Annotated in this window: 21 protein-coding genes and 3 pseudogenes; 11 read left to right on the forward strand and 13 right to left on the reverse strand. The window is 61.7% G+C overall.

The annotated features are described in order from the left end of the window. Window positions 1–1,434 precede the first annotated feature (1,434 nt). The 3 genes and pseudogenes from AC5RWD_RS14705 to AC5RWD_RS14715 all read right to left on the reverse strand — a co-directional run. Window positions 1,435–1,872 (reverse strand): DUF4913 domain-containing protein, encoded by a 438-nt coding sequence (locus AC5RWD_RS14705; RefSeq protein WP_494020712.1) that lies wholly within the window; start codon window positions 1,870–1,872, stop codon window positions 1,435–1,437. A gap of 15 nt (window positions 1,873–1,887) precedes the next feature. Further along, window positions 1,888–3,653: pseudogene (locus AC5RWD_RS14710) on the reverse strand (type IV secretory system conjugative DNA transfer family protein). Continuing rightward, window positions 3,650–3,838: pseudogene (locus AC5RWD_RS14715) on the reverse strand (ATP/GTP-binding protein); the annotation flags it as partial. The pseudogenes AC5RWD_RS14710 and AC5RWD_RS14715, both read right to left, overlap by 4 nt. An 882-nt stretch (window positions 3,839–4,720) precedes the next feature. Between AC5RWD_RS14715 and AC5RWD_RS14720 the strand changes: the two are divergent. Then, window positions 4,721–5,656: a PDDEXK nuclease domain-containing protein gene (locus tag AC5RWD_RS14720; protein ID WP_494020713.1), complete on the forward strand. Its 936-nt coding sequence runs from the start codon at window positions 4,721–4,723 to the stop codon at window positions 5,654–5,656. A gap of 71 nt (window positions 5,657–5,727) precedes the next feature. Here the strand turns inward: AC5RWD_RS14720 and AC5RWD_RS14725 are convergent, their stop codons facing one another. Further along, on the reverse strand, window positions 5,728–6,264 hold the full coding sequence (locus AC5RWD_RS14725) for a recombinase family protein (RefSeq protein ID WP_494020714.1): 537 nt from the start codon (window positions 6,262–6,264) through the stop codon (window positions 5,728–5,730). Window positions 6,265–6,455: 191 nt separating this feature from the next. Between AC5RWD_RS14725 and AC5RWD_RS14730 the strand changes: the two genes are divergently transcribed. Further along, entirely contained in the window at window positions 6,456–7,619 is a 1,164-nt protein-coding gene (locus AC5RWD_RS14730; protein ID WP_494020715.1) for a hypothetical protein, read from the forward strand. 664 nt (window positions 7,620–8,283) lie between these two features. Next, window positions 8,284–8,517 carry a hypothetical protein gene (locus tag AC5RWD_RS14735; RefSeq protein WP_494020805.1) on the forward strand — a complete coding sequence of 78 codons (234 nt, stop codon included), beginning with the start codon at window positions 8,284–8,286 and terminating at the stop codon, window positions 8,515–8,517. Window positions 8,518–8,626: 109 nt separating this feature from the next. Here the strand turns inward: AC5RWD_RS14735 and AC5RWD_RS14740 are convergent. Continuing rightward, window positions 8,627–8,725: pseudogene (locus AC5RWD_RS14740) on the reverse strand (hypothetical protein); the annotation flags it as partial. A gap of 21 nt (window positions 8,726–8,746) precedes the next feature. Then, window positions 8,747–9,070 carry an AMP-binding protein gene (locus AC5RWD_RS14745; protein WP_494020716.1) on the reverse strand — a complete coding sequence of 108 codons (324 nt, stop codon included), beginning with the start codon at window positions 9,068–9,070 and terminating at the stop codon, window positions 8,747–8,749. A gap of 1,006 nt (window positions 9,071–10,076) precedes the next feature. On the opposite strand from AC5RWD_RS14745, the gene AC5RWD_RS14750 reads away from it, so the two are divergent. The 3 genes from AC5RWD_RS14750 to AC5RWD_RS14760 all read left to right on the forward strand — a co-directional run bounded on the left by AC5RWD_RS14750 (window position 10,077) and on the right by AC5RWD_RS14760 (window position 15,322). Next, window positions 10,077–10,724 carry a matrixin family metalloprotease gene (locus AC5RWD_RS14750; RefSeq protein ID WP_494020717.1) on the forward strand — a complete coding sequence of 216 codons (648 nt, stop codon included), beginning with the start codon at window positions 10,077–10,079 and terminating at the stop codon, window positions 10,722–10,724. A gap of 803 nt (window positions 10,725–11,527) precedes the next feature. Beyond that, complete coding sequence (locus AC5RWD_RS14755; protein WP_494020718.1) at window positions 11,528–12,037, forward strand: lysyl oxidase family protein; 510 nt, start codon at window positions 11,528–11,530, stop codon at window positions 12,035–12,037. 2,817 nt (window positions 12,038–14,854) lie between these two features. Continuing rightward, window positions 14,855–15,322 (forward strand): DUF4189 domain-containing protein, encoded by a 468-nt coding sequence (locus tag AC5RWD_RS14760; protein ID WP_494020719.1) that lies wholly within the window; start codon window positions 14,855–14,857, stop codon window positions 15,320–15,322. A gap of 454 nt (window positions 15,323–15,776) precedes the next feature. Here the strand turns inward: AC5RWD_RS14760 and AC5RWD_RS14765 are convergent, their stop codons facing one another. Then, a complete protein-coding gene (locus AC5RWD_RS14765; RefSeq protein WP_494020720.1) occupies window positions 15,777–16,496 on the reverse strand; it encodes a lytic transglycosylase in 720 nt (239 codons plus the stop codon). Between the two features lie 816 nt (window positions 16,497–17,312). Here AC5RWD_RS14765 and AC5RWD_RS14770 point away from each other — a divergent pair. Beyond that, window positions 17,313–17,579 (forward strand): hypothetical protein, encoded by a 267-nt coding sequence (locus AC5RWD_RS14770; RefSeq protein WP_494020721.1) that lies wholly within the window; start codon window positions 17,313–17,315, stop codon window positions 17,577–17,579. A gap of 221 nt (window positions 17,580–17,800) precedes the next feature. Here the strand turns inward: AC5RWD_RS14770 and AC5RWD_RS14775 are convergent, their stop codons facing one another. From AC5RWD_RS14775 to AC5RWD_RS14795, 5 genes are all read right to left on the reverse strand, one after another. Beyond that, window positions 17,801–18,133, reverse strand: a complete 333-nt coding sequence (locus tag AC5RWD_RS14775; protein ID WP_494020722.1) for a hypothetical protein — start codon at window positions 18,131–18,133, stop codon at window positions 17,801–17,803. 1,017 nt (window positions 18,134–19,150) lie between these two features. Continuing rightward, window positions 19,151–20,953 carry a calcineurin-like phosphoesterase C-terminal domain-containing protein gene (locus tag AC5RWD_RS14780; RefSeq protein ID WP_494020723.1) on the reverse strand — a complete coding sequence of 601 codons (1,803 nt, stop codon included), beginning with the start codon at window positions 20,951–20,953 and terminating at the stop codon, window positions 19,151–19,153. A gap of 83 nt (window positions 20,954–21,036) precedes the next feature. Then, on the reverse strand, window positions 21,037–21,741 hold the full coding sequence (locus AC5RWD_RS14785) for a lamin tail domain-containing protein (RefSeq protein ID WP_494020724.1): 705 nt from the start codon (window positions 21,739–21,741) through the stop codon (window positions 21,037–21,039). A gap of 728 nt (window positions 21,742–22,469) precedes the next feature. Beyond that, window positions 22,470–22,874, reverse strand: coding sequence for a hypothetical protein (locus AC5RWD_RS14790; protein WP_494020725.1), 405 nt, complete (start codon window positions 22,872–22,874; stop codon window positions 22,470–22,472). 8 nt (window positions 22,875–22,882) lie between these two features. Beyond that, window positions 22,883–23,215 (reverse strand): PadR family transcriptional regulator, encoded by a 333-nt coding sequence (locus AC5RWD_RS14795; RefSeq protein WP_494020726.1) that lies wholly within the window; start codon window positions 23,213–23,215, stop codon window positions 22,883–22,885. Window positions 23,216–23,342: 127 nt separating this feature from the next. Here AC5RWD_RS14795 and AC5RWD_RS14800 point away from each other — a divergent pair, with 127 nt between their 5' ends. The 3 genes from AC5RWD_RS14800 to AC5RWD_RS14810 all read left to right on the forward strand — a co-directional run bounded on the left by AC5RWD_RS14800 (window position 23,343) and on the right by AC5RWD_RS14810 (window position 24,486). Further along, a complete protein-coding gene (locus AC5RWD_RS14800; RefSeq protein WP_494020727.1) occupies window positions 23,343–23,519 on the forward strand; it encodes a hypothetical protein in 177 nt (58 codons plus the stop codon). A 146-nt stretch (window positions 23,520–23,665) separates the two neighbouring features. Then, window positions 23,666–23,959 (forward strand): hypothetical protein, encoded by a 294-nt coding sequence (locus AC5RWD_RS14805; protein ID WP_494020728.1) that lies wholly within the window; start codon window positions 23,666–23,668, stop codon window positions 23,957–23,959. 119 nt (window positions 23,960–24,078) lie between these two features. Further along, window positions 24,079–24,486 (forward strand): hypothetical protein, encoded by a 408-nt coding sequence (locus AC5RWD_RS14810; protein ID WP_494020729.1) that lies wholly within the window; start codon window positions 24,079–24,081, stop codon window positions 24,484–24,486. Between the two features lie 119 nt (window positions 24,487–24,605). Here the strand turns inward: AC5RWD_RS14810 and AC5RWD_RS14815 are convergent, their stop codons facing one another. Further along, window positions 24,606–25,007 carry a hypothetical protein gene (locus AC5RWD_RS14815; RefSeq protein WP_494020730.1) on the reverse strand — a complete coding sequence of 134 codons (402 nt, stop codon included), beginning with the start codon at window positions 25,005–25,007 and terminating at the stop codon, window positions 24,606–24,608. Here AC5RWD_RS14815 and AC5RWD_RS14820 point away from each other — a divergent pair. Next, window positions 25,006–25,398, forward strand: a complete 393-nt coding sequence (locus AC5RWD_RS14820) for a hypothetical protein (protein WP_494020731.1) — start codon at window positions 25,006–25,008, stop codon at window positions 25,396–25,398. The genes AC5RWD_RS14815 and AC5RWD_RS14820 overlap by 2 nt on opposite strands. The last annotated feature ends 443 nt before the right edge of the window (window positions 25,399–25,841 follow it).

The raw sequence follows: 25,841 nt of genomic DNA on the forward strand, positions 1-25,841 counted from the left end.
GGCACCCAAAGCAACAGCTGACTGCCCCGACCGTACAAACAGATTCCCAGTTTCCGCCCTTTCCCTCCAGATCGAAGTGCGGCTCGAGGTCCTGACCGCGTCCGTCAACTGGTAACCGACTCCCTCTCCCAACTCGACTCAACGTTTCGAAACCTCTGTGCCTCGAAACGCTAGGGGTATGAGACGTCTTCGTTCTTCGGGTCGTGATTCCACTGGTGAGGTCGCCGAGGCGCGGAGATGGACGAACTTGATGTTTTCCGGAGTGGTCGGGCGATAGGGGAATCAGTTCGTGGTAGACAGAGCAGACCACGAACACTGGGGGACGTTGTGATGGAACCGGTTATATTCATTGATCCGTTTGACGTTGAGAAACCGGCTTCGACGACGCCTGTCCCAAAGCCAGCCCCTGTCTCTGGTCCTGCCGCCGGACCCCCGGCGGCTGTCCTCTTTTCGTCCCAGGGCCGTGAACGAGAAGTGCAGCGACTCATCCACGACCTCGCCGTCCTGGCGACCACGCAGCAGCATCCGCCCGGCGGGTAGGGACCGGGCAGTTGGGTTCGAAGTGCGATGGATGATCCCCGGACGGTAGGTCTTCTCGTGGCGTTTCTGGGTACGTTCACGGTAGCGGCGCTGATGTTCTTGCTCTATTTCGCTGCTCTTTGCGTGCTGCTCGCTCTGGCGGGGACAGGCCAACTGCTTGCCTGGGTCTTCAATGCCAGCGCATCGGTCTATGAAGCAGGAAGGGCAGAACGCCCATTGGCCGTCCCGCTAGAGGGGCGGCACTACCGCTCGGCGGGAGCTGGAAGCAACAAGGCCAGGTAGACGCTTCGCTTCGACTTCCTTTCCTCACTTGCGGAAAGTATGACCGGAGATGTCCGGTCCGGGGAGCTGCGTAGCCGCCCGAACGGAAAGACAGGTACAAAGCACCGCTGTAGCACCGATTCCAGAGGGGTCAACTATCAGTAGGGCGGTAATGCTGTTGAGGCCCTGCAGCTCAGGCCGCCGGTGACAGCGACTTCCGGGCGGAAAGGTCTGGTACGAAGCGGGCCTGCGACCTGAGTGCCCTGAACGGGCGCTCTCCGGCGCGTCGCCGGCCTTCCGTCGGATTCGGCGGGCCCACAGGTCCAACCGAACACGGAAGCTCCTTCTTCTATCTCGAAGCCTCTCGTCTTGAACCCTTAGCGTTTCGAGGCAACGGGCCGGAGTCAAGAGTTCCGGTTGCGCAACAGCCTGTTGCGTAATTGTCCAACGAGCGTCTGGACAATTAGTTCGCTGCCAACAGCCGGAGACAGTCCTGATGGGTTATCCACCGCTCCTGCTGCTGAGGGAGCTTCCCGATGGCTCCCGATTTCCAGCCGTGGATAACCCGGATTGACCCCAACTATGGACAGCTTCAAGCCGCCGGACGCTCGGCAGGCTCTCCTCCTTATTCGTTTATGCGTGTTGATTCCGGACATCGGGGAACCAACCTTCCGGGGCCTTCTTCGGCTCCAGATGGTCTGGGTCGCGGTGCTTTTGCATGTCGCAGTTGTAGAAGGGGCCTTGTGGGTCGAGGAGGACGCGCATGTGGTGGTCTGCATGGTCCTGCCACCAGACACTCATGCCGGTGGCCGGGTCGAGGCGCAGGTGTTCCCAGGCGCGCCACAAAGCAGCGACGCGTGAGACGGCTTCGGGGTGGAAGTACCACTCGATGCACCACTTTGCTGATTTCCCGGTGACGCTGCGGAGATAGGTGGGCAGGAGCTGCTCGTGCAGGAATTCTTCGGCCGAACCGTACACGAGCTCCGGCGCCTTCTCCTTGCCCCCGCTGTCGCCCTTGCCGGGGTCCGGTGCGGGAGTATCTGTGTCGAACAATCCGAAATCATCTGCCATGGGTGACTCGCTTCCTTAGCCTGTGACCCAGGGATTAGCGGCCGCGGCGGAGACGGGAACTGGTGCTTCTTCCGGTTGCGGGCTGTACTGCCTCATGAATGCCTCCACGGCGTCTTTGTGCGGGCCGGTGTACCAGGGCATTGTCCGGACCAGCGTGGCCGGTGCACCCGAGGCGAGGACGACGGCGCGGCCGCGGTCCAGTTCGGCGAGGTTGGAGACGTCGAAGATGCGTTCCTTGGCCTCCTGTCGGGAGCGGCTGGACCCGGATTTCCCGGAGGAGACAGAGACATTGACGTAGCTGTAGTCCCCGATCAGGTCCGACAGTGCCCGGAGGAAGCCTTCTTCGGCCACGCCGCCGCCGTAGACCTTGACGTTCGCGGCCGACCAGATCTTCCGCATGTTCGCCTCACCCCACAGCTCGACGCCCTGGGACCAGGACTGCAGGATGCCCATGACGATCAGGCCCTTGGAGCCATAGTGGCTGAACTGGTCCGGCAGGCCGGCCCAGCGGACGACGTTGGCCAACTCGTCCAGGGCGAACAGCGCAGGTTTGGGCAGGCAGCCGCCGCTGCGCTCTGCCCGTTCTTCCATGGCCTCAGCGATCGCCACTGTCAGTGCCGTGGTGAGCGGCGCGGCGGAACCGGCCCCTTCCTTGGAGAGGATGTAGATCGTCTCCTGCGAGGCGGCGAACGCGTGCGGGTTGAACTGCCGCCGGGTATCGGTGGCCACCGTTCTGCCGCCGGCGGGGGCGACCCAGCGCAGCGTGTTGCGGCTCTTGAGGCACTGGATCATCTTCTCGGCGGTGCCGAAGATACCGTCACGCTGTTTATCGGCCAGCTCCAGCGTGGATTCCAGGCCCTTGTACTGCAGCTCGTAGTCATGTGTCTTGAGGATGTTGATCGGTTCGCGGTTCACCTGCTCGGTCACCCACAGGTAGACCTGCGTGATGGGCAGGCCGGCCAGCGCTGCGGCGAGGAAGTACGAGGAGAGAATGTCCTCGGCCTTCGGGTCGAAGTCGGCGTCCGGTTTGGACCCGGGGACCCGCGACCCGGCCGAGAAATGCTGGGTGAGCTTGTAGGCCTTCTCTTCGTCGGTGACATAGGAGAGCGGGTTCCACCACCAGTCCGGTTCCTCCTGGGCGATCTTCTGCGGATCGAACACCCACACCGGGGCCGTGGCCTCGCGGGCACCGCGGGTGCCGTCCACCACGTCGCGTTTATTCGACGTCGATACCACAGCCCCTGGTGCGTCCAGGACGGCGGGCATCACCCGGGAGGTCGATTTACCCGTGCGGGGTCCCCAGATATCGAGGCTGAGGTCCTCCCAGGACTGAACGAACTTCTGGCCCGTGGCGACCACGGAGCCAACGACGATCCCGGGAGTGCCCGTCACGCCCAGCCGCTCCGCGGTGGCCGCTGCGCCCTTCTCGGAGAAAGCGGCCAGCGACTTCCCACGGCCCAGATAACGGGCAGCCTTATCCACCCGGGCACGCTTGGACTCGCCTTTCTTCCAGGCCACGAGCACGACGATGGCCAGGACCACAGTGAGGCCTGCCATGAGGGCTGCGGCGACCGTTGCCTCGGCAGCCCAGGGCACCCGTCCCTTGATAAGCCCGGCGATCAGGTCGATCGGATGGGCCGGGGGCGCGTCGAGGCGGCCATCCAGGAGCCCAAGTGGGCGGCCGCGTAGGTCCCGCCGCCAAAGACGACGATGAAGCCGATGGCCAACCAGACCAGAAGGGCATCGCCGAGGCCCATGCCTTTACGGTTCGGAGCGCTCATAGCGTGCCTCCTTCTGTCGGCAGCGCAGATGCTGCCGGGTCCAGGAGAGTTTCGACCGGTGCGTGCCAGCGTGTGTCGGTGTCGTTCAGGCCGTCATTCTTCTCGATGGAGGTCAACCCGATCTGCACGGGGATGCCGGGCCGGCTGCCGACCTTGATCAGGAACTTTCCCCGGCCCGGGGGGTCGGCGCCGCCCAGGATATGCGATCCTGCCGCGCACGATGGCCGCCATCATTTGCAGGGAGATCGGCGGACCGGTGGACCGCGACCGGCACGGCGGCGTGCCGCTGTCACAGGAGGACCGCGACTTCATCCTAGAAAAAAGCCCGCTCCGCCACCTCGGTAGGGTCTGAGCTCCGCTTTTTCGGACCTGCCTCTACACCCCGTACCTAGGACTTGCGGATCATGACCGCTGCGGCGGCTCAACGACGGCCGTCATCGCACACGGTCATGGTAATCCTGTAGCTCCTGCCGGCGCCTCGTTACCAAGAGTCGGTGCCGCGGGGCCCGTGCAGCACGTCAATGATCTCCAAGAATAATGCCGAGTCAACAAACCACCGCTGACGACCAAAGAGTCCCGTATCGCGAGGGTAGCCCGTACAGCACGTCCGAGGTGCGAGTGGCCGATGGCAGAGAAGAACCCCGCGGCACGAGTCAGTTGCACGGGTTCTTCTCGGTGGTCCGACTTCCGCGTATTGGGTGCACCGCGAAAGCGCTAAACCAAACATATAGACAGTAGCCTTACTTTCCCAAATCGGGGCCGTGCACCCCGGGACGGCCTAGGTGTGGCCACGAGGGCGACCGCAGGAATCGGGAACAGATGCACGCTACTTGCGTTAGATGAGAGCTCTCTTGGAATGCTGATAATGAACCTTTCGTCAACCTTGATGGCGCGGTCGATATTGGATGGACACGAATGTGCCACAGCCTGTGGCACATTCGTCGGTAGATAGGGTTGGGCATTGGTGTCTTCAGAAATCGAACTGCCGGCGGACTTCGGAACTGCTGGAAACACTGAAGACCCGGATCGCCGGCGCGCGAGTCCAGGCGCAGCGGACCGTCAACACCTTGGTTATCGAGTTGTACTGGTCCTTGGGCAAGGACATTATCGCCCGTCAGGCGAGCCAGGGCTGTGGAACAGGAGTCATCAGGAGGCTTGCCGCCGATCTTGCCGTGTCCTTCCCCGATATGAAGGGTGTGTCGTACCGGAATCTGCAGTACATGACCGCAATGGTTCGGGCCTGGGGGGCGACCGAAAATGTGCCACAGCTTGTGGCACATTTGCCGTGGGGCCACATTCGCACGATTCTGGACAAGGCCGCCACCGGCGAGGAACGGGACTGGCATGCGGCCGCGGCCGTCCAGCACGGCTGGTCCCGGAACGTGCTGCTGAACATGATGATGAATCATTCGATGGAACGCACCGGAACGGCGCCATCCATTTTCACCCGCCAGCTCGCAGCACCGGAGTCTGAACTTGCCCAGCAAATGGCGAAGGACCCCTACAACTTCGAGTTCCTCGGCCTGTCCGGTGAGGTCGCCGAACGCGACCTGGAGAACGCGCTGACGAGCCGCATCGCCGAAACGCTCCGGGAGCTGGGCCCCGGTTTTTCCTTCGTGGGCCGCCAGGTACCCTTCGACGTCGATGGTGATGACTACTACGTCGACCTGCTGTTCTTCCACATCGAACAACTCCGGTACGTGGTCATCGAACTAAAGACGGGCAAATTCAAGCCCGAATACGCCGGGAAGCTCAACTTCTATGTTGCCCTGGTCGATGACGTGCGCCGGCGGGAGTACCACAACGAAACGGTCGGCATCCTGATCTGCGGGACCAAGAACGACCGCAGTGTCCGCTACAGTCTGGGTCGGTCAACCTCACCCGTGGCGGTCGCCGCCTACACGTACGACAAGCTGCCTGCGGCGGAACAGCAGGCCCTGCCCACCGAGGGACACCTCGTTGCGGCCCTCGAATGGGCCGAACCTGACAGCGGCGAAGAGTAGCCCGGAGGCTCATGATTCCGTCAACCTGCTTGTCCCAAGTGATTGTGATCCCCGGCCGTTAGGGATGGCTTCTACGGACGGGTGGCTAGCCGCAGGTACTGGTACACCGTTTCCCGGCTGATGCCGTAATCGCGGGCCAGGACGGATTTCGGAACGCCGCCGGCAGCCCGCTGCGTCAACTCGGCTGCCCGTTCCGGCGTGAGAGTCTTCTTCCGCCCTTTGTAGGCGCCGCGCTGCTTGGCCAGGGCGATGCCTTCGCGCTGCCGCTCCCTAATGAGGGCCCGTTCGAACTCAGCGAAAGCCCCCATGACCGACAGCATGAGGTTCGCCATAGGGGAGTCCTCGCCAGTAAAGAGCAGGTGCTCCTTGACGAACTCCACCCGCACGCCCTTGCGGGTGAAGCCTGGGACGAGGGCGCGCAGGTCATCGAGGTTCCGCGCGAGCCGGTCCATGCTGTGCACCACGACGGTATCGCCGTCGTGGGCGAACCGAAGCAATTCGGTCAGTTGCGGTGTGTTAGTATCCCTCCGGACGCCTTGTCCGTGAAGACCCCGGTCCAGAACCAGCCCGTCGGGCTGGCGCCTTCCTAGACGAACGTCAAGGGGCACAAGGCCTGGGGCGTCAGGTTGGGGTGTGCTCTAGCCGGACCCCGGCAGCGGCCAAGCACGGCTACTCCCGCTACATACTGGGGGAGATTGGGCTTCGAGTCCTATACTTTCCAGCGACGTCCTGCTGTCAAAGCATCCTTGTATAAAGGGGAGGCGCTGTCATGAAGAGAATGTGCCTAGCAATCTTGCTGGTGCTGGCTACATCCTGCTCCTCGCCTCCTGCCGCAGTACCGCCGTGCATCATCCGTGCAGACGAGATGCCTGAAGGTTGGCGTCCGACTGGAGCGGCGCAAAAGCGCCTGCCCGCTACGGCATGGTCGGCGAGCGAAGCCGAAGAGGCTAGATTCGCGATCCGGACCGGCGTTGACGAAATGGTCCGCCTCTACGCCCAACGTCCGGGGGCTGTTGAGGATATATGGGAGGATTCGGTCGCTTCTCTCATTGAAGTGACGTACTCCGGGGCGAACTCGTCCTCTCTGGATACCGCCGCTCGTGACGGCGCGCGTAAGAACCTGTCCGTGCTGATTAGGCCCTACCTGGGGCGTGATGCCCGGACCACCAGGTGCGACGAATACGCGCAAGTCATGCCGCTCGCTATCTATGCGCACAACAACTACGAGTCAAATGACGAACGGATCGGCAAGATGTTGGCGCTGGCCAATGCGTCCTACAGGGCGTGCGGCTCGGTCAGAGCCGTGATGAAGATTGATTACCAGCCCATTTTGGCCGGGACCAAGGCCACCACCGATGATGTGGTCTTCGACATGGTGATTTGGAGCCTGCTATTTACGGAAGCCCAGACCGTGCCCGGCCTCGACGTGGCGGACGAAGTACGGCAGTTCCCCGAGTCCCTGTGGCGCTTCCTCACCACGTACCGGCTGCCCGGAGCGCGCGAATACCCGGACAGGGGCGAGAATTCCGCCTTTATTGAAACAGCCTACCTGGCAACGCACATCGCGTATCTTCCCACCGGAAATCACCGCTTTCCGATCTACGTGGAGGACTCGCCGGTGCTTTACAATTTCCACCGCGAAAACTTTTATGCGGTCCTGGAAATGGGTGAGCTGGACCTCGTGGCGGAGTTCGTGGACACGTTGCGTCAGTACGGTTGCACCGAGGAAAACGACCTGCAGGTACGGGACGGAACCCGCTACCTGATCAATCTGTTTCACGCTGGCGGAGACCAGTGGATGAGCTACCGGGAGCCGGGAGAAGCGGACAAGAGCGTCGACAACTACGACCTGGTTCACAAAGCATGGACAGGAGTCCTGGGTGTCCGGAGCAGAATTCTTGAGAAACCCGGACCAGGCAACTATGGCGGCGTCGTCCGGGAATGGCTCCCCGCCCCGCGCTGACTGATCTCGAGATCGGAGTTAGCGGCTGGATAGGAACCCGTCTGCTTTCCATCGCTGGTACAGGCTCGCCCCCACCGCTGGAATGTGGCTTTCTGACGGGCAGCACACTTGCGATTGGGCTGGCCATAAAGAGGCCTTTCCCGCCTCTTTAGAACGTGCCGTCACGGGCCGGACGGTGAGAGATCACCGCCAGGCCATATCGGGCTGCGTTGGTGGCCTAAAAGTATCTGTTCCAGAACTCATTCAGCATCGGGCCGAGGGCTGTCGTGGTGTACCAGGCCAAGGCCACCAGGGCGGCGAGAGCAAGTGCGGATACGATCACCGAGATAATTGAGGGTCTCCACCTTTGGTGTTCATCCATGACTGCCACCGTTCATCATTGAAGGCTTCGGTTGGGACGTTAATGATGCACCCACGCTTATTTAAAGGCCAGACCCAGCGAATTCACAGTTTAACCCCAGCACTTCGAGGTATTAGGACCCATCTGTGCCTCCCACCACCGCCTTGGTGGGGCCGAGAAGGGCCTGCCCGCGGCACCGGTCATCGGTGATGCGGCTTGGCGGATTGCCTTGTTCAGCCGTGTTCCTCGCGTACTTCACGCTCAGGCTCGTGGAAGCCGGAGTTGACTCTTCGATGCCCTAACTCCGGGCATTCCTACATTCGGTTGCCAGCGGCCCTGAGGGTCCCGGCGGTCCTTGGGCACCGCTTCTTTAAGCACTGGGGAGTTGATGGCTGCAAGCTCGTCCTGGCGGGCGGCGTTCCACAGGTTGCCGGCGTCTACAGTCATGAATACGTCCGCCGGGCTGTCCTCCCCTTCCGCTTTGAGCCGCTCGAGGAACTCCGCGTCGCCACCGCTGATGACCTCCGTGAACTGCCCAAGGCGCCCTCAAGGTCGTAGTGGCGCGCAGAGCAGGTCTGAAGGTCAGCAGCCTGCAAGGATCAAGACACACCGTCAGGGCGGCCACTTCCGGCAGAAGTCCTTTCAAGGGAGAGAGCGAGAGGATCACCGTCACGTCGGCATCTTCAATGATGTACTGCAGGCGGTCAGCGAGAAACCCGGGGTCCAGCGGCACGTAGGCTGCATGGATCTTCATTACGGCCAGCATCGCGACGTAGGCGCAGGAGGGCTAATCGAAGAGCAGGGCAATCCGGTCTCCCGGCCGGACGCCGCAGGTCAGCAGGTGGCGGGCGAGCTGGTTCGCCCGCCGATCCAGCTCCATGTAGCTCCAGGCAGTGTCCACCGTATCCACCGCCAGATGGTGGCCGAGCCCCTGGTTCCGGAGCCGGTCGCAGCGATCCTCGAACAGTTGATGGAGCCGCTCCCCCGGGCGCCATCGGGCGCTCTGATCCGCAGCGGCCGAGGTCAGAACCGCTCCCGGGACCGAGCCGGCGCCCATGGACAGTTCCCCGCGCAGCTCTGCAGGGCGAATCGTGTCGATTGGGATCCTCATCTTCTCATGGCGCCCGTTCTTTCCTTCGAAGTGATTAGCAAGCAGCTGCTGAGCCTGCGCGAGAGGCCGGGCCGGATGCCGTTGTTCTGCGAATAGCGATGCTTCCTCTTGTTCCTGGAGCAAGGAGGCCGCGGGGATCGACGATGCTGCAGACTTTGACGACGTCCGGTGGTGTGATGGCCCCAAGGGTGGTCCCGGATTTGCCGATGCGGAGGTCAATGCCGGCGTTGGCAAGGGACGTGAAGACGGTAAAGGTTGCCGCGCCTCCGGGTTATGGTGTCCGAAATTCAGCGTCCCGGCGCGGGGATTGACATTCGAATACTCCAGGCCGTCCTCACGGCAAGGCGTGCTGCGGGCGGCAGTATCAGAAACAGAATTCGGACGGCAGCAACGACGAACCCCGGACTCCTCAGTTTCAAAGATATCCATTACGCGGGTTCCTTCCTGCTTCATCGCGGGCCACGGGTTCCCTTTCGGTTACAACTGACTTTCCCGGAAAAGTGCCACTGGATCGGGAGTCTCGACACCTGCTTACGATGAATAAGGCACTACCGGCGCGTCCCCGTACTCATTCGTGCATAGCGCAAAGCTCGCCAATCCAAACTGCGGATCTGCGCTTAGTTCGTTTGACCCACCTCTGCGACGACAATACGCACGTCGGTATATGCGTAGCCAGTACTTGCCTTTCCGTGTGACCGACCACTGGGCTACCTGCATTAGCGAGGTACCAATACTTGGCACCTCTTCAAGTGTGGCGGTATTCGGTTTGGCCGAAATGAATGAATGCAACGGCTGCTAATGGAAACAAATGGAACCCAGCGCATAACCTGTCCAAGCCATGTTCGATGGGCTAAAATGATTCGACTTCCCGAAAGAAGAATTGATCTTTGCGGCAATGAGCTACTGCATGAATGCAATGGAACGCACTCGACGCGAGGGCATCGTTCCATAGCTCGTAGTCAGGGGTGAATCAGTCAGCCCTTGCCTCTTGTGATTGGAGTCGGTCATGAAACACACCCAGACCCTCAGCGTTCTCGCGCTCACTCTTGCCCTGGTAGCTTCGGCGTGCTCGGCGTCGCAGGTTCCTGGCGGTCCTGGCGCCGTAGCCCATCCCAAGGAGTGCGCGTTGCTGCGCGGCGGCGGACAGCAGGATACGGATCCCGAAGACTCGCCGGAGAAGCCCTGGCCGCATGCCGACGGTGTCGAAGTGACGGTCTACTTTGAAACCACAGGACTTTCCGTCCGATACCAGAAACTGGTGCAGGATGCGACGTCCATCTGGTCAGCCAGCCCATGCATCGAGGCTTTAGCCGTTGAGGAGTGCAAGGACGGCGGAAACTGCGTCGCCGTTCAAGAAAGGGTCTCCGCAAACGACCGGGGAACCGATGGGGAATTCCGCGGAAGGGACAGAGGCAGCGACCGGTCCGGTGGGACCATGACCCTTTACACCAGGCCGCTGGACCGGTCCAGCGACAACGGGGCCCTGGCCACCGTCGTCCATGAGATGGGCCACGCGTTAGGACTCGTGCATCGCACAAACCGGGACTCCGTTATGAACGCAAGCACCAATGACCAGACAAACCCCGTTCCCGACGCCATCGACTTCACCAACCTCGCCGTCATATACGGGTCGCCCGCCCAAGCAAAAGAATAAGGAACGTTCGAAGCCGGAACGGACGGCGCTGCGCGGCACCAGCATCCGGACGGTCTCTCAGATTTTGGTCGTGCAGGCATGCCGCGGCTTTGGGATCTGGACCCGGTGACCGGGCCAGGATCCGGGCTTTTCGGGGCCACCGACCGTCGCTAGGAAAGCACCGCCCCAGGGAACATGCTTCACAATGATGTCAAACAACTCGGCCCGCGTTCCCGAGGGCGAAGGCTAGCGGGCCGACCGGTGCAGGGCCCGGGCAAACCACGGCTTCTCGGGCAGAAACGTGAGCCTTGACGACATCCATGTGCCGTTGATGGCCACACCCGCTGGCCTACGGCCAAGCCACGGAGCCTACGTGCAGCAGATCATAGGCAACGCAACGGTTGGGGGTGGGGATTGGTTCAGCGTCATAGGGTTTGCCGGGTTTCCGCAACCTGGCGGCGTAAGCTGTCGATATCTGGCTGGGGAGTTCGAACCATAGCTCTCAATTGGAGGTAGGAATGTCATATTCCAAGCACTCGCCCAGCTTACTCGCGGCCGTAATCATGGTAGCAATTTGTTCGTGCACCGCCCCCAGCGGCCCGGATATAGCCACAGGTTCGCCCGGTACCACTGCCCCGAACTCAGCTTCCGCACAACAAGGGTCCTCTTCGCCTAACGGCGACCTGCTCCCGGATTTCGTGATGTTGCCATTGGAGGGGTTTCACATCGCATATGAGGGGGATCGGAAAGTTTTACGGTTCACAACAAACCTACTCAACGGCGGCAATGGTCCGTTCGACGTGACCGGATCCCGAACTAGCGTCTTGGACCTCGACCTGCGTGTTGCGCAAAAGATCCTCAAATCCAATGGCAGTTCCCGAACGGTCAAGACAAAAGCCATCATGCGTTACGAAACCGTCGACGGCCACGACCACTTTCATATTCAGGATTTTGAGCGATACCAATTACGGCATGAAAACGGCTCTAACTGGATAGGGTCCCGCAAAGAAGGTTTTTGTTTGCGGGATGACGCCAACCTCCAAGGCAAGCCGCGTCGTTATGACGACACAAACTTCGACTGCGGGAGCGAGGAGAAGGACACTGCCCTGACGGTCAGACAAGGGATCTCCGAAGGGTGGGTGGATGTATACGACTGGTATCTTGAAGGCCAGTACATCGAGCTCGAAGGTCTCGAACTGCCGGGCAATTACTGTGTCCAGGCTGAGGCCGACCCCAATCACCTTCTGACGGAATCTTCCCGGGAAAACAACGTGACTTCCACGATGCTGCGCATTACAGACTCAGACGTGACCGTCATACGACAGGGCTGTTAAGCACGCAAATGCAGCTGGGTTGATTTCCCCGCGGCGTTTGCGTTGCGGCCACGCGGGCAAGTACTTCTGGCCGGAGGCAGCCGACGGTTTCCGCGGTGGTCCTGTCAAACCGCCGCCGGCACCGTGCGTTAGGTGCGGCATGGCCTTCTGGTTGCACATTTTCTGAAATGGCGCGTGGCTTCCACGGCCCTCTTCAATAGGCGAGAATGCTGGCAAATAGATGGCACGAAAATCATCCGCGTCTCCGGATGAGCCTACGATGGGATTTAGAGCCATGAGGGAAAGACTCAGCCTCATGCGATGATCGCGAATCAATTGCGTGGTGTTCTTAACCCCAACGGACAGCGGACGGGGTCCACCGCCAAACGTCAAGGGTGAAAGTGAGCATCGCACGCCTGGCGCCTCTGCTCCGAGCGCGTGTGTAACGGCGAAAACCGTGATTCCGTAAAGCGGGGGAGTGGGCCGGACGAGTCATTTCCCGGCAGGCGACGCTGTACGGGAGGCCTGGCTAGTCTTCTAGCACTGCGCGCGCCGCTGCCGCGTCGTGGAGGTCGGCAGGTGCTTCTCCTGCTCCTCGATCTTGCGGCGGTAGAAGTCATGGGCGGCTTGTTTCGTAATCCCAGCGCTTCGCCGACCCGGGCCCACGTCGCGCCGGCCTCACGGGCGGACTTGATGACGTACCAGCGCCGGGCCGTGAGCAGCTCGACGGCGTTCACGTTCGCGCGCAGCGCCTCCAGCGCTGCGACTTCCCTTATTCCTGCAAGGAACTGTGCTGCGGCCTCCCCCGCCTGGTCGCTGCCGGTGGCAGAGACTTCGCGCCAGGTGTCGCCGCTGTTGAAGTCTTCCCACACTTTGAGCAACTCGTGGACGGTCGCCACTGCTGAGTGCTTCCACCGACATGTCATCACCATTCATCACGTCAAACTAGCTTGACGTCTTCGCAGGCCGAGGGAAGCCTCGACTCGAGCCAGCCGGCCACCCTTCGGAGTTATCGGCCTGCTCAACCTCGCAGACGTGCAATCAGATGAGCGATTTTCGCGTCTAATGACAGCGCCAACCGAACGCCGATAATAGAGATTTCGTCAAGCTGAGGCCGGGGAGTGGCCACGCCTTGGCTGGACCAGGCGACCTTGATCTGGCTTGGTCAGTGACTTGGATGGTGCTGGCTCGGCCCTTCCTGGAGGGCCGGACCCCGCCCTGCACACTCTTGGGCTCGAGTTGCTCGTGAAGATCACCACCGCACTGCCATTTGCACTGGATACGAATGCTCTGCACCGACAGAGGGGCGCTGCATTCAGCGGGGCTGCACCCTGCGTTTCCCCGTACCTGTCGTGGGCCTCTTTCCCATGACACATGGACGCAGATTAGCTCGTTGAAATAAGATATTCGGCTACAACATATTTAGTCTCTATTGAGCTCAACGGCTCTTTCAAAATGAGCTTAGCCGTGACGCTGACTCGTGCTGAACCGTTGACTTGCATGTTTTCCCCCCTTGGAACCCAAAAAGCTGTTGCATGGACAACTTGAGTTATTGCTTGAAGCTAACAGTGTGACAAGCTGCAGGCACAGGCACGACGCCTGACCTTCTAGCGCCCGTCTACGTATCCGCTGCCGCTCCGGATGAATAGCCGCCCAAGTGCCATGCCACGCGCGACACGACCGCTCCTCGGTCCCAAGGCAGCCCCCGAATTTTGACGCAGGACGGAAGGTCTTCTGCTGGGATAGGAACGGCAAGAACCGTCACGTCGCCCATTTTTAGGTGCGGACTGAACCTGCGTCCCCTAGCAATTGAGTTGATCCGCAAGAGGATGGTCAATGGGACAGCCGTGACCCACGGGCTGAGCCGCCCCGCTGGATGGCACCAGTGCTCCCAGTCACGTGCGGGACCTTCTTGTGGCTACTGCCACTCCCGTTGTTGACGCAGATAGGCGTGATTCGGTAAAGCAGTGGGGGCAGGGAAAGTGTCCTATTCGATCCGTCTTCGACTGACGACAGCGGGCTGGCTGCAGCCGACTCGCTTGACTGAACTCTTCACTCGCTGACAGCGCAGCACTGCATCACCCCCGGCTTCAGCGCCATCAAAATGTCGAGGGACGAGAACCTGCTGTAATGCGGCTAAACACAATGGGTTGCAGGACTCGTTGAACGCGCGGAAACCTACTAAATAGGCCTTGATTTCTGGGCCGTAATGGGTGCATGATACGCATCAGAACCCCCAGAATCAGCGGGTTCAGCGTGCTTTCCATCCTGTGCCACAAGGGTCACATTCATGGCAAGCCAACACCGAGATTACACGGGAATCCTACTCCCTGTAATCACATTGGCGGCGCTGGTGCCGCTTCAAAACATCGCTCCTGTGAACATGCACCAGGACGTGGTTTGTTTTGCCGTGTTTTGAGGAAGACGGCAAATAAAAGCGGCACGTCAGTTTTCCTCCGGTTTCACATCAAGAGGTGGTTTCGAAAAAGAAAATGCCCGACTGCGGGCAGCAATGATGCAGCCGGCTGCTGCGTAGCTGCAAGCACGGACCGGTGACCCTCCTACCGCATCCCATGTGGACGGGCATGACCGCGGACCCCTGAGGGAAACGTCGGCCGTGAAGACGCCGGGCGGCAGACCAGAGCAGCGTCCGTCATGCCCTTCTGGACCGTAGTCAGGTCCAGTCGCATTGAAATGTTCTCAAAAAAGTTACCGATCCCTGAATGGGAGGGCCCGGCCGACGTTGGCCGTTCCTTGGCCACTAGACGTTGGCCCCCTTCACCTACCCACACCTTCACGAGATCCCCGCCACTAGGCGCAGGGGAACAAGGAGTCAACATGAAAACAAGTTCCGGACGTCGTCGTCCACTGGCCATCGCGATCCTTCTCATGGCCTTTCTGTTCACCAGCAGCGGTCTGACGGCCGCGGCCTCCCCCACGGCAGGACCCAGCCAGCCCGTCATCCAGGCCGAGAACATCACAGCGGACCGTTATGTCTCCTTCGCTTTCTACCCTAAGAACTTCAAGGGATGGTCAGCCTGGTCGTCCTCTTGGCAGAGCGCACGCAACACCGCCCTGGACCAATGCAACCGCCACCACTCCGAGGGCAACTACACCTGCATTTCCGCCGGTTATGCCCGCAACGCGTACCTTGCCGTAGCAGTTTCGAAGCCGTACGGCCCTTGGGGTTCGTACGCGTCCACCACGGCAACCAACGCAGGCCAGTGGGCGCTTTACTACTGCAAGTACTACGGAGGTGGAAACGACTGCCGCGTCATCTATAACCGGCACTCCAGCGAACGCTAGCTCACCGGCCCGCTTCCCGAGTCCGCAATTTCAGAGCCGGCCGCTACGGCATCTTTAGACAGGCAGGGGCAAAGCGCGGAGAAGGTTCACCGCTCCATCACAGCTACACCGGCGTTGGTGCAAATGTGTTCAGGCATGAGGAGCCTTTCCAGATGTTGGAAGGCCCCTCAAGCCTGCATCTGGTACGGGATGGGCATCTACTCCCTCGGCTACTGCTGAACGGGGATAACTGGCGGGCCGGCAGGGGAGGTCTAAACTCCAGCATGGCTTGGCGCAGGAGCGGGTACCGGAGGGCCCCTTGCCCTTGAGGTTTCGAGTGGCGTCATAACCCGCGCGACACTCTGCGAACACCGGCCGGCCGTCGGTGATTTTTGTGATGATCACGTGGGCGCCGGCGGTGTTTGCAGCGACCGCCTGGACGTTGCCGGCGGGTGTCCGGGTTGCGGTTATCCGATTAGCGGAATCTCCTCTCGTGGTTTAGCACGGAGGCGACGTAGGCGCGGGTGTCCCGGTACATCCCGCGGGTCATGACGGAGCGCTGTCCTTGGTAGTAGGAAGCGATTGCGATCCGCAGGTTCGGGCTGGTCCATATCAATACCCGGATGATGGCGACCCCGGCGGTGATGTTGTCCTGGGCGTTGCGCAGGTTCAGGGGCCGGCCGACGAGCTGGGACGCCCAGACACCCGAGCCTGGCATGACCTGCATGGTGCCTATTGCCCCTGCCCAGGAGGTGACGTTCTGCCGGAAGCTGGATTCCTGCAGGGCGATGGCCAGGGCCAGGGACGGCCTGACACCCATCCGGCGGGCCGTGTTTGCAACCATGGACTTCAGCTGCGCAACACTCGGATTGGTTGCCGGGGCCCATGCCCGGCCCGATCGGCTGATGATGATCCGCTGGCCCGGATAGATGACGGTGCGCATGTTCATCCGGTTGACGGCAAGGATTGTCCTGAGGCTGATCCCATAGCGCGCCGCGATTCCGCTGAGGGTGTCTCCGCGTCTCACGATGTGAACTGAGGAGCGAGCCGCGGTGCCGATACGGATCCGGATCCTCTGGCCCGGATAGATGATTGTGCGCATGTTCATTCGGTTGATGGCGAGGATGGTCCTCAAGCTGACGCCGTGGCGGGCGGCGATTCCGCTGAGGGTGTCACCTCTTCTGACAACGTACACGCCGGATGTCGGGGCCCTTAGCGGAGCCTGGACTTGGGTCGGTGCCGGGATTTGGGATGGGGTGGCTGGCTGCGCGGCTGGGCCGCTGAAAAGGGTGGAAAGCAGGGCCGCAGAGATTGCTCCCGCGGTCAGAGTGGCGCGGGTGCGCCGTTGGGCGTTATGCATGGTTTTTCTTCTCACTGGTGGTGGCTGCCGCCCGCCAGGCACTGGCTTTTGGGCGCGGCAAAGCCAGGCCGCACCAAGGTGTGCGGAACCGTCGACTTTGACTTCGGTCCTCGGGACCGGACGCTCACCCGCAGGACAACCGCATTACCCGCGTGCTGGCTCCTAATGGGGCGCAGCCCCCGGTGCACATGCCGTCCGCATGGATGAGATCGGAGCCCCTCTTCCGGAAGGGCGCGGCCGGCACGGCTCACTTGGAAAGATGCAGTTGTGGGCACACCAAAGGGCACGGAAAGTCCACCGCGAGGAGTGGTCGGACAGAAACGCCAGCGGTGCTGCCAGATTGCCACCGGATGGGTCGGTAATCGCCATCAGGGGCGGGGTGAGGATCAGAGGCCGGACCGATTGCGTTTCCATCCCGGCCTAAGACCGATTTTATCGCCACCTTCCGGGTCTGCACCGGGCCGATCCCGGCCAATCGCTTATCCTGGGCCTGCGTTTTCCTTGTCCTGGGCACCCAGCGGCGACAAGGTCCGTGTGGGCGGGCCGGAAAGACGTGCCGGTTGCTGCCTCTGACCCCGACAAGGCCGGGCACCGCATACTCAAAGTAGTCCCTTCCGGCCCGGGAAGAAGGTGCATGGAGTGAAATCCCTGATGGGAATCGTGCGAAACGAGTTCTTTCCGGCGGCAGCCGTACTCGCCGGGGTTGTTCTCTTCTGGACAGCGGGGATGCTGGGCGGTTTGTCGCTGCTGAGTAGAAGGCGGCCAATTCTGGACACAGTGAGCTGGCTGTACGTTGTCTACGCCGCCGTGGTCCTTTCGCCTTTGGCAGCGCTGTGGGCTGCCGGTGATCTAATCCGCCGCGTACTGCGACGCAGGGACGAGGGACCGGACAGGAAACAGGGCCAACACCCCGGCTAGCCTGTGCATGCCGCTCCTGCCCACGAAGCCTGACGGCCGCCGCGCCGGGGGTTAAGACGACCTCTCAGTTACCGCGTCAGCGACCAGACCGCCAGCCCCAGACCAAAAGGCAACAGGTCCTTGATACCGGGTGAACCCTTTCTAGGCCGCGAGGCAGTTGAGGAATTTTCGGATCGAAAGTGAGGAAATGCCTCTTCATGCGGCGGGCGTCTACATGGGTCTCAATACTCGACCCTGACGGTGGTGGGAGTGATCCGGAGCCTTCCCTCCGTCTCGGCGGTCTTTCCGATGGCTTGTTCCACCTGCTTTGCCAGGAGCGCTATTGCGGCTTCTTCCCTGGACATTTGGGGCCACTTCGTATGCCACAGGGCGACATCGACTTCGATGAGCGCGCGGATCTCCTCGAGGGAATCACTGAATGTGAATATGCGGTCCTCGTTGACGCGGGAGGGAACCACGAGGGTCACGGCTGTTCCCTGTACCAGGACGACCCCAAGGTGGCCGAGCCCGAGCTGGAAGGCAGAAGCAAAGGACTGAAGCTCAACGGATGACATCAGGGCCTCCCCGCTGGAAGCATCCCGCTACGGCCGACGTGACGGGCGGACCGGGCCGAGCGCCGGGGCAGAGGTCGGTGATGTGCCCCAGTCCCGTGCATTCACGCAACGCTGAGATCCCGGCGACACCCGCCCGCTTGTCATCGAAAGAACGGGATACTGCCAGAACCCTCCCGTCTCGGTCCTTCGGGCGGACCCTGAAGCGCGACGGTGCGTCCAGGAATAATTCGAACATGCCGGCCATGACGTTCCCCTCCCAGTCTTAGGCGGTCGCCGTTCGGCAATACCGCCCCTAAGAGGTCCGGCCCCCCGGCCTACGGACCATCCGTTGCGTTGACAGGCACCCAATCAGTGCATCAGCGCGCTCTTATCAGCTTGCCGGAGGCAATCATAAGGGTGCAAGTGACACGCGGCACGAGACAAGAATGCCGTACCTGGCGGTCATGAGGAAGGGGCGAGGACGGCCTGGGATAGGTTGTCGGTCATGGCCTGTACCGGCAGGATGGGCGCTGTCCCATCCTGGGGTAATGCTTCTGGGCTGCCCCTCCTGTCTGCAGCACCCGAGGTTCGGCTGCGGAGCCCGGCCTGCGCAGAACCGCAGATGGTTAGAACCCCAGGGCGGGAACCAGATTGACCCTCAGTATCGTGGCCAGGATGACGTTCACGATGCTGTTCGAGGGTGGCCTTCAAGCCGCGTTTGCCGCGAGGTCAAGGTCCGCCGGCGGGCACCGCCCCTCCCCTCCTGCTTTATCGCACTCGCGAGGAACGGGTAGACATACTTTGGGCCTGTGCGACGCCAAACACTAGCCCCAATTTCCCGTGCGGGGGTGTCCGAGCGCGCTCCCGGTCCAGCAACAAATGCGCGTCCCTCGCTGGTAAGCCCTAAAGCAGAGTGCAGGGACGTGCCTTTAGCCCAGGATGTCGTGAGCATTTTTGCTGACAGGCATCCTGGGCATTTGGGGGCGTCCGGCACCCTCTATGCGCTGCCGCGCGTGCGGCTGGTGTCAGGAATAGAGGTTACTTGCCGACCGCGAAGGTAATCGTCTCGGTGAATTCCTGGCCGTGGACGTCGGTGGCGGTGACGGTGGCGGTGTGCTGGCCGACGGCGAGGTCGGCCGGCAGCTTCAGGTGCCACAGGTGGGAGGTGCGGTCGTGAAGACCACCGCCGTGCACCAGTTGCTCGATGGCGGCGGTCGGATCGGTGTACTCCGCACCAATCAGAGGCACGTCGTCGGCGGTCACCGACTGGGTGCGCGTAGCCTCGACGGTCTCGCCGCCGTCGATGGACACCTGCACGGCGGAGCCGGTGGCACCCGTCCAAAAGTTGGGGGTCAGCCAGGTCTCACCGAGTTCGCTCTGGGTCACGGCGTTCGGGTTCTGCGGTGCCGGAGCCGAGCCGCGCCGGTCCTTGTACGTGTCGTACCAGGTCCGGTGGGTAGGGGAGTTGATGCCCAGGGCCATCTGGTCGGAACCGTCGTCACCGGTGGCTGTGAAACGCTCGCGGATTTCCGTGTTCTTGATATCCAAGGTCAGCACGCCGGGAGGGGTCCCGTCACGCTGCACTGAGGTGGGGTAACCCTCCTTAACGATGCGTCCCTCGTACCACTGGCTAGATACTGCCGGGACCGTCAGGTGGGTGAACGGCAGGCCATCCTGGCCGAGTGTGTCCGTCCAGCCAGCCATCAGATCGCCCTCGCGCAGGTTCTCCGACATATGGGTGTGCCCGGCCAGGGAGATCACCTCGCGGCCTTCGAGGATCTCGTAAATCTCCTTCAGCGGCTCGGTGGAGTGAGTGTCGCTGTAGAAGAACTCGAGCAGGGGGCTGTGGGCGCCCAGGACGATGACCCGATCCTCGGGCACAGCCGCGATGTCCGCGCGGAGCCACTCCAGCTGCCGATCATTGAGGCCAGAGCCGTACTTGTTGCCCGACGGGCCGGGATACACGATGTTGCTCAGTGCGACGACGTGGGCTTTGCCGGTGTCGTAGGAGTAGTACGCCGGGCCGAACTGGGCGCGGAAGGTGTCGAACTCGTGCTCACCGTCAAGAGCGTCGAAGTCGAGGTCGTGGTTGCCGGGCAGGAAGCGGGCCGGGCCGTTGAGCATGGAAGTCAGATTGCGGGTCTGCGAGTAGAGGGATAGGTCATTGCCCACGATGTCGCCGAGGAACAGGGCGCCGCAACCCGCGTAGTCGGTGCGGCCGGCGAGGTCGGCGAAGACACCGTTACGCGCGAATCTGACTTCTTCCTGGTCATATGTTTGAACGTCGGCGCCGAGTACGCAGTGCTGTTCCGGAGACTGGGTGAGACCACTCTTGGCTAAGGGGAAGTTCACCTTGTCAGGCAGTGCTCCGGTCGGCGCGATGCCGCCGTATTTCAGAGCAGGGGAGCCTGCGGGCAGGTGGTTGTAGAAGAACTGTGCGACGTTGTCCTCGTCCACCGGCACCTGGTAGCCACGCGGCTGCGTAACGAAAACGGTCATATTATCGAATGCCGGCAGCTTATAACGGCCCTGCCCGTCGGTGGTAACGACTTCACGGCCGTTGGAGACCGTCACCCCGGGCAGGCCCGGCTCACCGGAATCCTGGGTCGAGTTCCTGTTCCTGTCATGAAACGCGGTTCCGTCGAGAATCTGCTGGTCAGCCTCGGCAGCCTTGACGACTTCGACGCCACCCCGGTAGGCGGAGGCGGCCCAGCTCGATTCTGCCGGTGCACTGTCGGCACCTTCGACGTTAACGCGCCGAATTTCTGTTTTGACCGTGTTGGTTCCGTCCGAGACGGTGAAGTAGTACTCGTACCAGAGCTTGTCTGCCGGGTCGAACACGTCGAGGACGTGTTCGTATCGGTCGTCCTGTCCGGCCTTCAGGTAGTGGGTCTGAAATTCGGGCGCAAGGTCGCTGCGCAGGTTCAGGTGACCGTGCGAACCTGCTGGTCGTCTGTGGCAGTCGCTTCGAATGAGAAGTCTGCCGCGGGGTTGATGCTTGGTGCAGTTGAGTCCGTCACCGACGGTTCCACCGAGTCGACGGGAAGCACCATGAGTCCTGCCGGAACCTGATTCGGCGTGACGCTTCCGGGTGAAGCTGCAGCTATGCCGGTCAGGGTCTGCCGGGAGAGGTCCTCAGGGTTGACCGCGAATTGGATGCCCTGATTGGCCGAGGTGTTGTCGGCACCGTCAAGGTTGTAATAGGCGCGGTTCAGGCCGAAGCCGGTGTTCGTAGCGATCTCCAGCCCGCGTGGCGATCCGTTGGCCATGCCCCCGGTAAAAACCTCAACCAGGTTCTCACCCATGACCAGCGAGGAACCGAACTTGGCGTTGAAGTCAGCGCCGGTCAATGAATCGTTCTGGCCATTCTTGATCCAGAAGACCAAGGTGCCGCCCGGTGCGATGGAAACGTCACGAGGCACGGACGGCCAGTCCACCACGTTGGAGTTAGTCAGATCCGCGCGGGGGTAGAGGTAGCGGAGGGTGTAATCGCTGAAATCGACCGGGTCGGAAGAAGCGTTGTACACCTCGATGAACTCGAAGCCATCGGCGGTGCCCACGTTGGACGTATCGGGCGTGACTTCGGTGATCTGCAGCGGCGCAGTGATCAGCGACGGGTCGGGCTGCATAGCAGGGACTGGAGCGGCGGTGGCGGCAGGGCTAACCATGGTGCAGGTGGCCAGCAAAGCCAGAACAGCTGCGGTTATACCTAGGGGCCTTGGCAATCGGTTTGTTCGGAGAGAAGGGGACGGATACACGAATTTGAACCTCTTGTGGAGTGATTGAATTACCGCCCGTCGGGGGCGAGACCACTGTCGACTTTGTCCAAATCAAATGAACGGGAGCCAAAGTAAAAGCAAAGTGAGCGCTAACACGTCCTGTGCAGCAGCGGCATGGCTGACTTGTCGGACGGCCGTAACTAGTGGCGAGTCTGATCCGTCCGCGGCTGGGCTATTTCAGGTTATCCCCAGCAGGCGTTCGATTCCGTCAGTCACATCGGCCATTTCAGGGGTGGCGGCATAAGTGTTGTCGGCGGTTGTACCCGCTGGTTTGTTCTCTCAGGAGACGCTGACGTGTTGCAGCACTATCGGGCAGCACTGCCAGCGGCGGGCTGGAAAGTGGTCGAGGATGACGGACGCCACCTGCGGCCCCAGCGTGAGGCATGGCGTTCGAGGCGATGCCCTGCCCTGGAGGCGGTGTTGTTTGGGCCGGAAGAAGCGGGGAAGGCCGCGCCTTCGGGCAGGGAACGGTCATGCCGGCGGGTTCAGACATTTGTGCGGCACACCACTGAAACGACAGCCAACTGAAGCAGCTCCGCCATGACGTTGGCGGGCCCAGGGGGAGGGCTTAGCCAAACCTAGCGGACTTCTGAGCTTGCAGCGCCGGAGCGCTGCACGGGACGGAAGTAGTCAGTCAGGAATCCGGCCACGATGCTGGTCAGGATCACCATGGCGGCTGGCTGGAGCGTGATCGGCCCCACGAAGTCGCGAATGTCGATTTTAAACAGAAGCATCAGAAGGACCGCGAGGAGAAGATATGCAATCGCCAAGGCTGTCCCGATGCTTGTGATGGTCCTTCCCAGTGTCCGCCTCTTCTTCTTGGGGAACTGCTTCGCGTACTCCTCGGCTGTGCCGAATTCGGCTTCCGCAGGAGTCCCCGTGGCTGCCTCGTGGGCCCGGACATCATCGAGGACTTCCGCTATTTCTGACTCAGAGAGCCCGCGCACTCTGAGGTTGAAAGTCAGTCTTCGCTCGTAGCTCATGGTCGTTCCTATCGCGTTGTCTGGATGTCCGTGAGTGCCTGGCTCATCGCCCGCCAGGCTGTCGCTGAGCGCTCCAGTTCCTGGCGGCCCTGCTCCGTGAGTCTGAACTGCTTGCGGCCCGGGCCTGCCTGGTCGTGCTGCCACGTGTGCTCCACGAGACCCTGGTCCTCCAGTCGCTTCAGGAGCGGGTAGAGCGTCCCGCCTTTGATTCGCGTGAAGCCGTGCTGCCGAAGAGTTTCAGCGATGGCGTAGCCATGACGCTCACCGTGGCTGAGGACCGCGAGCACTGCCTGCGGGAGCGCTGCGCGGGTCAGCTCCTGGTCAAAGTCGATTTCACTCACAGATAGATAGTGTCACTAACTAGGTAGCTGCGCAATCTCTTGGCCAAGTCCCGCGAGAGGAGAGGGTGAGACTGGCGTGGGGGCGGTCCTCTCCAGGGAAGCTGCTATACCCGCATGGGATGACCCCATGTCTGAACCCGAACAGGTCACCATCCGCAACAGCGTGCCTAACATCCTTGCCAACGAGGCGTACGGCCCGGACTGGAAGCGCACCCAGGACGTCATGGTGGTCAACACGGCCGGCGACACCTCGACACATCTTGCCCTGGATTCCGCAATGGCCATGACCTTGTGCGGCCAGTAGACAGGCTCTGTGGCCCGCGTGTGGTTCCTGCTGAGTGGCTGCAAGAAGTGTTCAAAGGCAGCGACCAAGCAGGGCATCGTCACCGTTACGGATACGGACGGCTCGCTGATCGACCTCGCCACCCACACTGAGGTCGAGGCTCCAGCATGACGCCCCGTCCGCGCCGCGCCTGGCAGGCAGCAGCCAAAGCCAAGCTGGAATCCAAAGAGCTGGGGGAGCTGCGCGCCGTCGAGCCGGCTTCCCGACGCAGTGATGGGTCTCCCAAGGTTGGTCCCGGCCAGGTGTACGTGGTCAGCTCGGGAAAGGTCTACCACCCGGCCTGGTGCAACTCCGTGGGCAACGTGTGGGACGAAAACCCCAAGAGGCTGCTGGTCATCGAGGAGACCAGCATTGGCGCCCGGAAGGCCTGGAAGGCCTGTGACGAGCCGTTGCAGGCCTAAAACTGATTGCTGGGCGTCCCAATTCTCTCCGCGAGGCTTCCGTCGGGCTCCTCAAGCCGCTGGCGCTAGAGTTGATTCGGGCAGCTTGGGAAGGCTGCCGACCAGATTTTGGGGGAGAGATGCCAAGCACCGATGACCAGGTCCGCAGCGAGCACGCGCAGGCGCTGGCGCGCGGACAGAAGCGCGTGTTGAGCCGCACCGTGGACGGCAGGCTCCACAGCTACGCCAGGGACGAGATCGGTATCGTCACGGCCAGCTCCCAACCCCAGGTGCGGTCGGCTGCCGGCTTCATCGTGCTGGCCGTGGTCTTCGCCGCCGTTGCTGTGGGCTCGATCCTGCTGGTGCTCGCACCGACAGGTCAGGGCCAGGACCCGCTCTGGGATGTCCTTTTCCTGACGGCGGCATCTGCCGGCGGCGTGGTGTACAGCGCCCGAATGGCCCTAACCGCCGCGAAGGCCAAGCGCCTGCGTAACGAGCGCGGCGTGCCGGAACCGACAGCAAAGCAGATGGACTGGCCCAGCGCCTGATCCTCCCCCTCGAACCAGTCCCATCCCGGATTGAGGAACTCTTTTTCAAAGCCGGTCTGATCCAATATGCAGCAGAGGGCCCCTCCAATTGATAAGGACGGGCCCTCTGTTGTTGACCGTTATGCGAAGCACCCCCGGAGGCTATCCGTCGTGCCCGTGCCGATACACCCAACGTCGGAAGGACCGATGTTGATCGAATCGTCTGGGCTGAAAACGCCCATCGAGAACGATGCGTTTCCGATCCGGGGGTCTTTCAGGATGGTGGTGAGAGCTTCCTTCGCGACGCTCTTCAGCTCGTCCTCATCGTAGCTGTCGGCAGTGATTTTCAGCGTGATGAACGTCCCCGAGGTGTTGGCGTTGACGTCGGGGTCGACCTCAGTGACGCCGGGAATAGATTCCACGTTCTCTTCCAGGGCCCGCTCAATCGTGGCTTTCTTCTCCTCGTAGCCGCAGGCCGACAGGGAGAACACGGTGGCAACGAGCATCAGTGCAAGGACAGTCAGGCGGATAGATCGAGTCATGGATCTAGTCTTCCTTGCTTGTCACCTTCAGGAGGATGCCGACGCGGCCCTTGAGGTTTTCGCCCGACGCCACCGTTATAGGCTCGGCAGGAGGACGATGCAGAACCAGGTACCCCACCACACGAGGAGAAACCCTGAAATGAGCGGTCAACCCGAAAACCTTCCACGTGGCCACAAGGGATACTACGCACGACAGATTGAGATCGAGGCTGAGAAGCAGGGGCTTACAGTCGAAGAATACGGAGGGTACAAAGGGCCCAAGTACGTCGGTATCAAGCCCTACACCTCCGCTGGAGGGATACTCTTCCTTGCCATCCTTCTCACACTCATCTCGGTCACGATGTTTGTGTATGGATTCCTAAGCCCTCGCTGGCCTGGTGTACTCGAGTGAACCCGCTTCTGCGCCCGATCTGATCCTCCCGGCCATCATTCTGGTGCTGCTCCCGATTGTTGCCTGGTTGCAGTACCTGAAGGAACGCAAGGCGGTACGCCTTCGAAAGGCATCAGGAAAGACTCTTCAGCCGCCTACCCGCCGTTCCCGCATCGACTGACGACTTCAAACGCTCGCGACAGAGGTGCGGCGGTGACGACAAGCATGCTGACCCGGTTCCCGCCCGAGCTGTGAGGGGCATCACACCCTAAGTTTCCCGTTGCTGGCACGCGCTCAACGGATGCGCGGCCCAGTCCAGAACACCCGGGCAGACCGCCAGATGCTCGCCAGTATGGGGCGGCGTAGAGTTGTAACCGGCCGGCGGCGGACTGCCGACTGGCGTCTCCCACGCCAGCGGCCCCCAGCTCCGTCGTCGGTCCAGCGCGCACCTGCCAATGGCTTGA

The sequence above is a fragment of the Arthrobacter sp. CMU6 genome (assembly GCF_059090205.1).

Excerpts from the sequence above, each read along its gene's own strand:
- AC5RWD_RS14760 (WP_494020719.1), top strand. The coding sequence starts at position 14,855 with ATGAAAACAAGTTCCGGACGTCGTCGTCCACTGGCCATCGCGATCCTT.
- AC5RWD_RS14820 (WP_494020731.1), top strand. The coding sequence starts at position 25,006 with ATGGATCTAGTCTTCCTTGCTTGTCACCTTCAGGAGGATGCCGACGCG.
- AC5RWD_RS14750 (WP_494020717.1), top strand. The coding sequence starts at position 10,077 with ATGAAACACACCCAGACCCTCAGCGTTCTCGCGCTCACTCTTGCCCTG.
- AC5RWD_RS14785 (WP_494020724.1), bottom strand. The coding sequence starts at position 21,741 with ATGCAGCCCGACCCGTCGCTGATCACTGCGCCGCTGCAGATCACCGAA.
- AC5RWD_RS14770 (WP_494020721.1), top strand. The coding sequence starts at position 17,313 with ATGGGAATCGTGCGAAACGAGTTCTTTCCGGCGGCAGCCGTACTCGCC.
- AC5RWD_RS14775 (WP_494020722.1), bottom strand. The coding sequence starts at position 18,133 with ATGTCATCCGTTGAGCTTCAGTCCTTTGCTTCTGCCTTCCAGCTCGGG.
- AC5RWD_RS14805 (WP_494020728.1), top strand. The coding sequence starts at position 23,666 with ATGACGCCCCGTCCGCGCCGCGCCTGGCAGGCAGCAGCCAAAGCCAAG.
- AC5RWD_RS14790 (WP_494020725.1), bottom strand. The coding sequence starts at position 22,874 with ATGAGCTACGAGCGAAGACTGACTTTCAACCTCAGAGTGCGCGGGCTC.
- AC5RWD_RS14800 (WP_494020727.1), top strand. The coding sequence starts at position 23,343 with ATGTCTGAACCCGAACAGGTCACCATCCGCAACAGCGTGCCTAACATC.
- AC5RWD_RS14745 (WP_494020716.1), bottom strand. The coding sequence starts at position 9,070 with ATGAGGATCCCAATCGACACGATTCGCCCTGCAGAGCTGCGCGGGGAA.
- AC5RWD_RS14705 (WP_494020712.1), bottom strand. The coding sequence starts at position 1,872 with ATGGCAGATGATTTCGGATTGTTCGACACAGATACTCCCGCACCGGAC.
- AC5RWD_RS14815 (WP_494020730.1), bottom strand. The coding sequence starts at position 25,007 with ATGACTCGATCTATCCGCCTGACTGTCCTTGCACTGATGCTCGTTGCC.
- AC5RWD_RS14810 (WP_494020729.1), top strand. The coding sequence starts at position 24,079 with ATGCCAAGCACCGATGACCAGGTCCGCAGCGAGCACGCGCAGGCGCTG.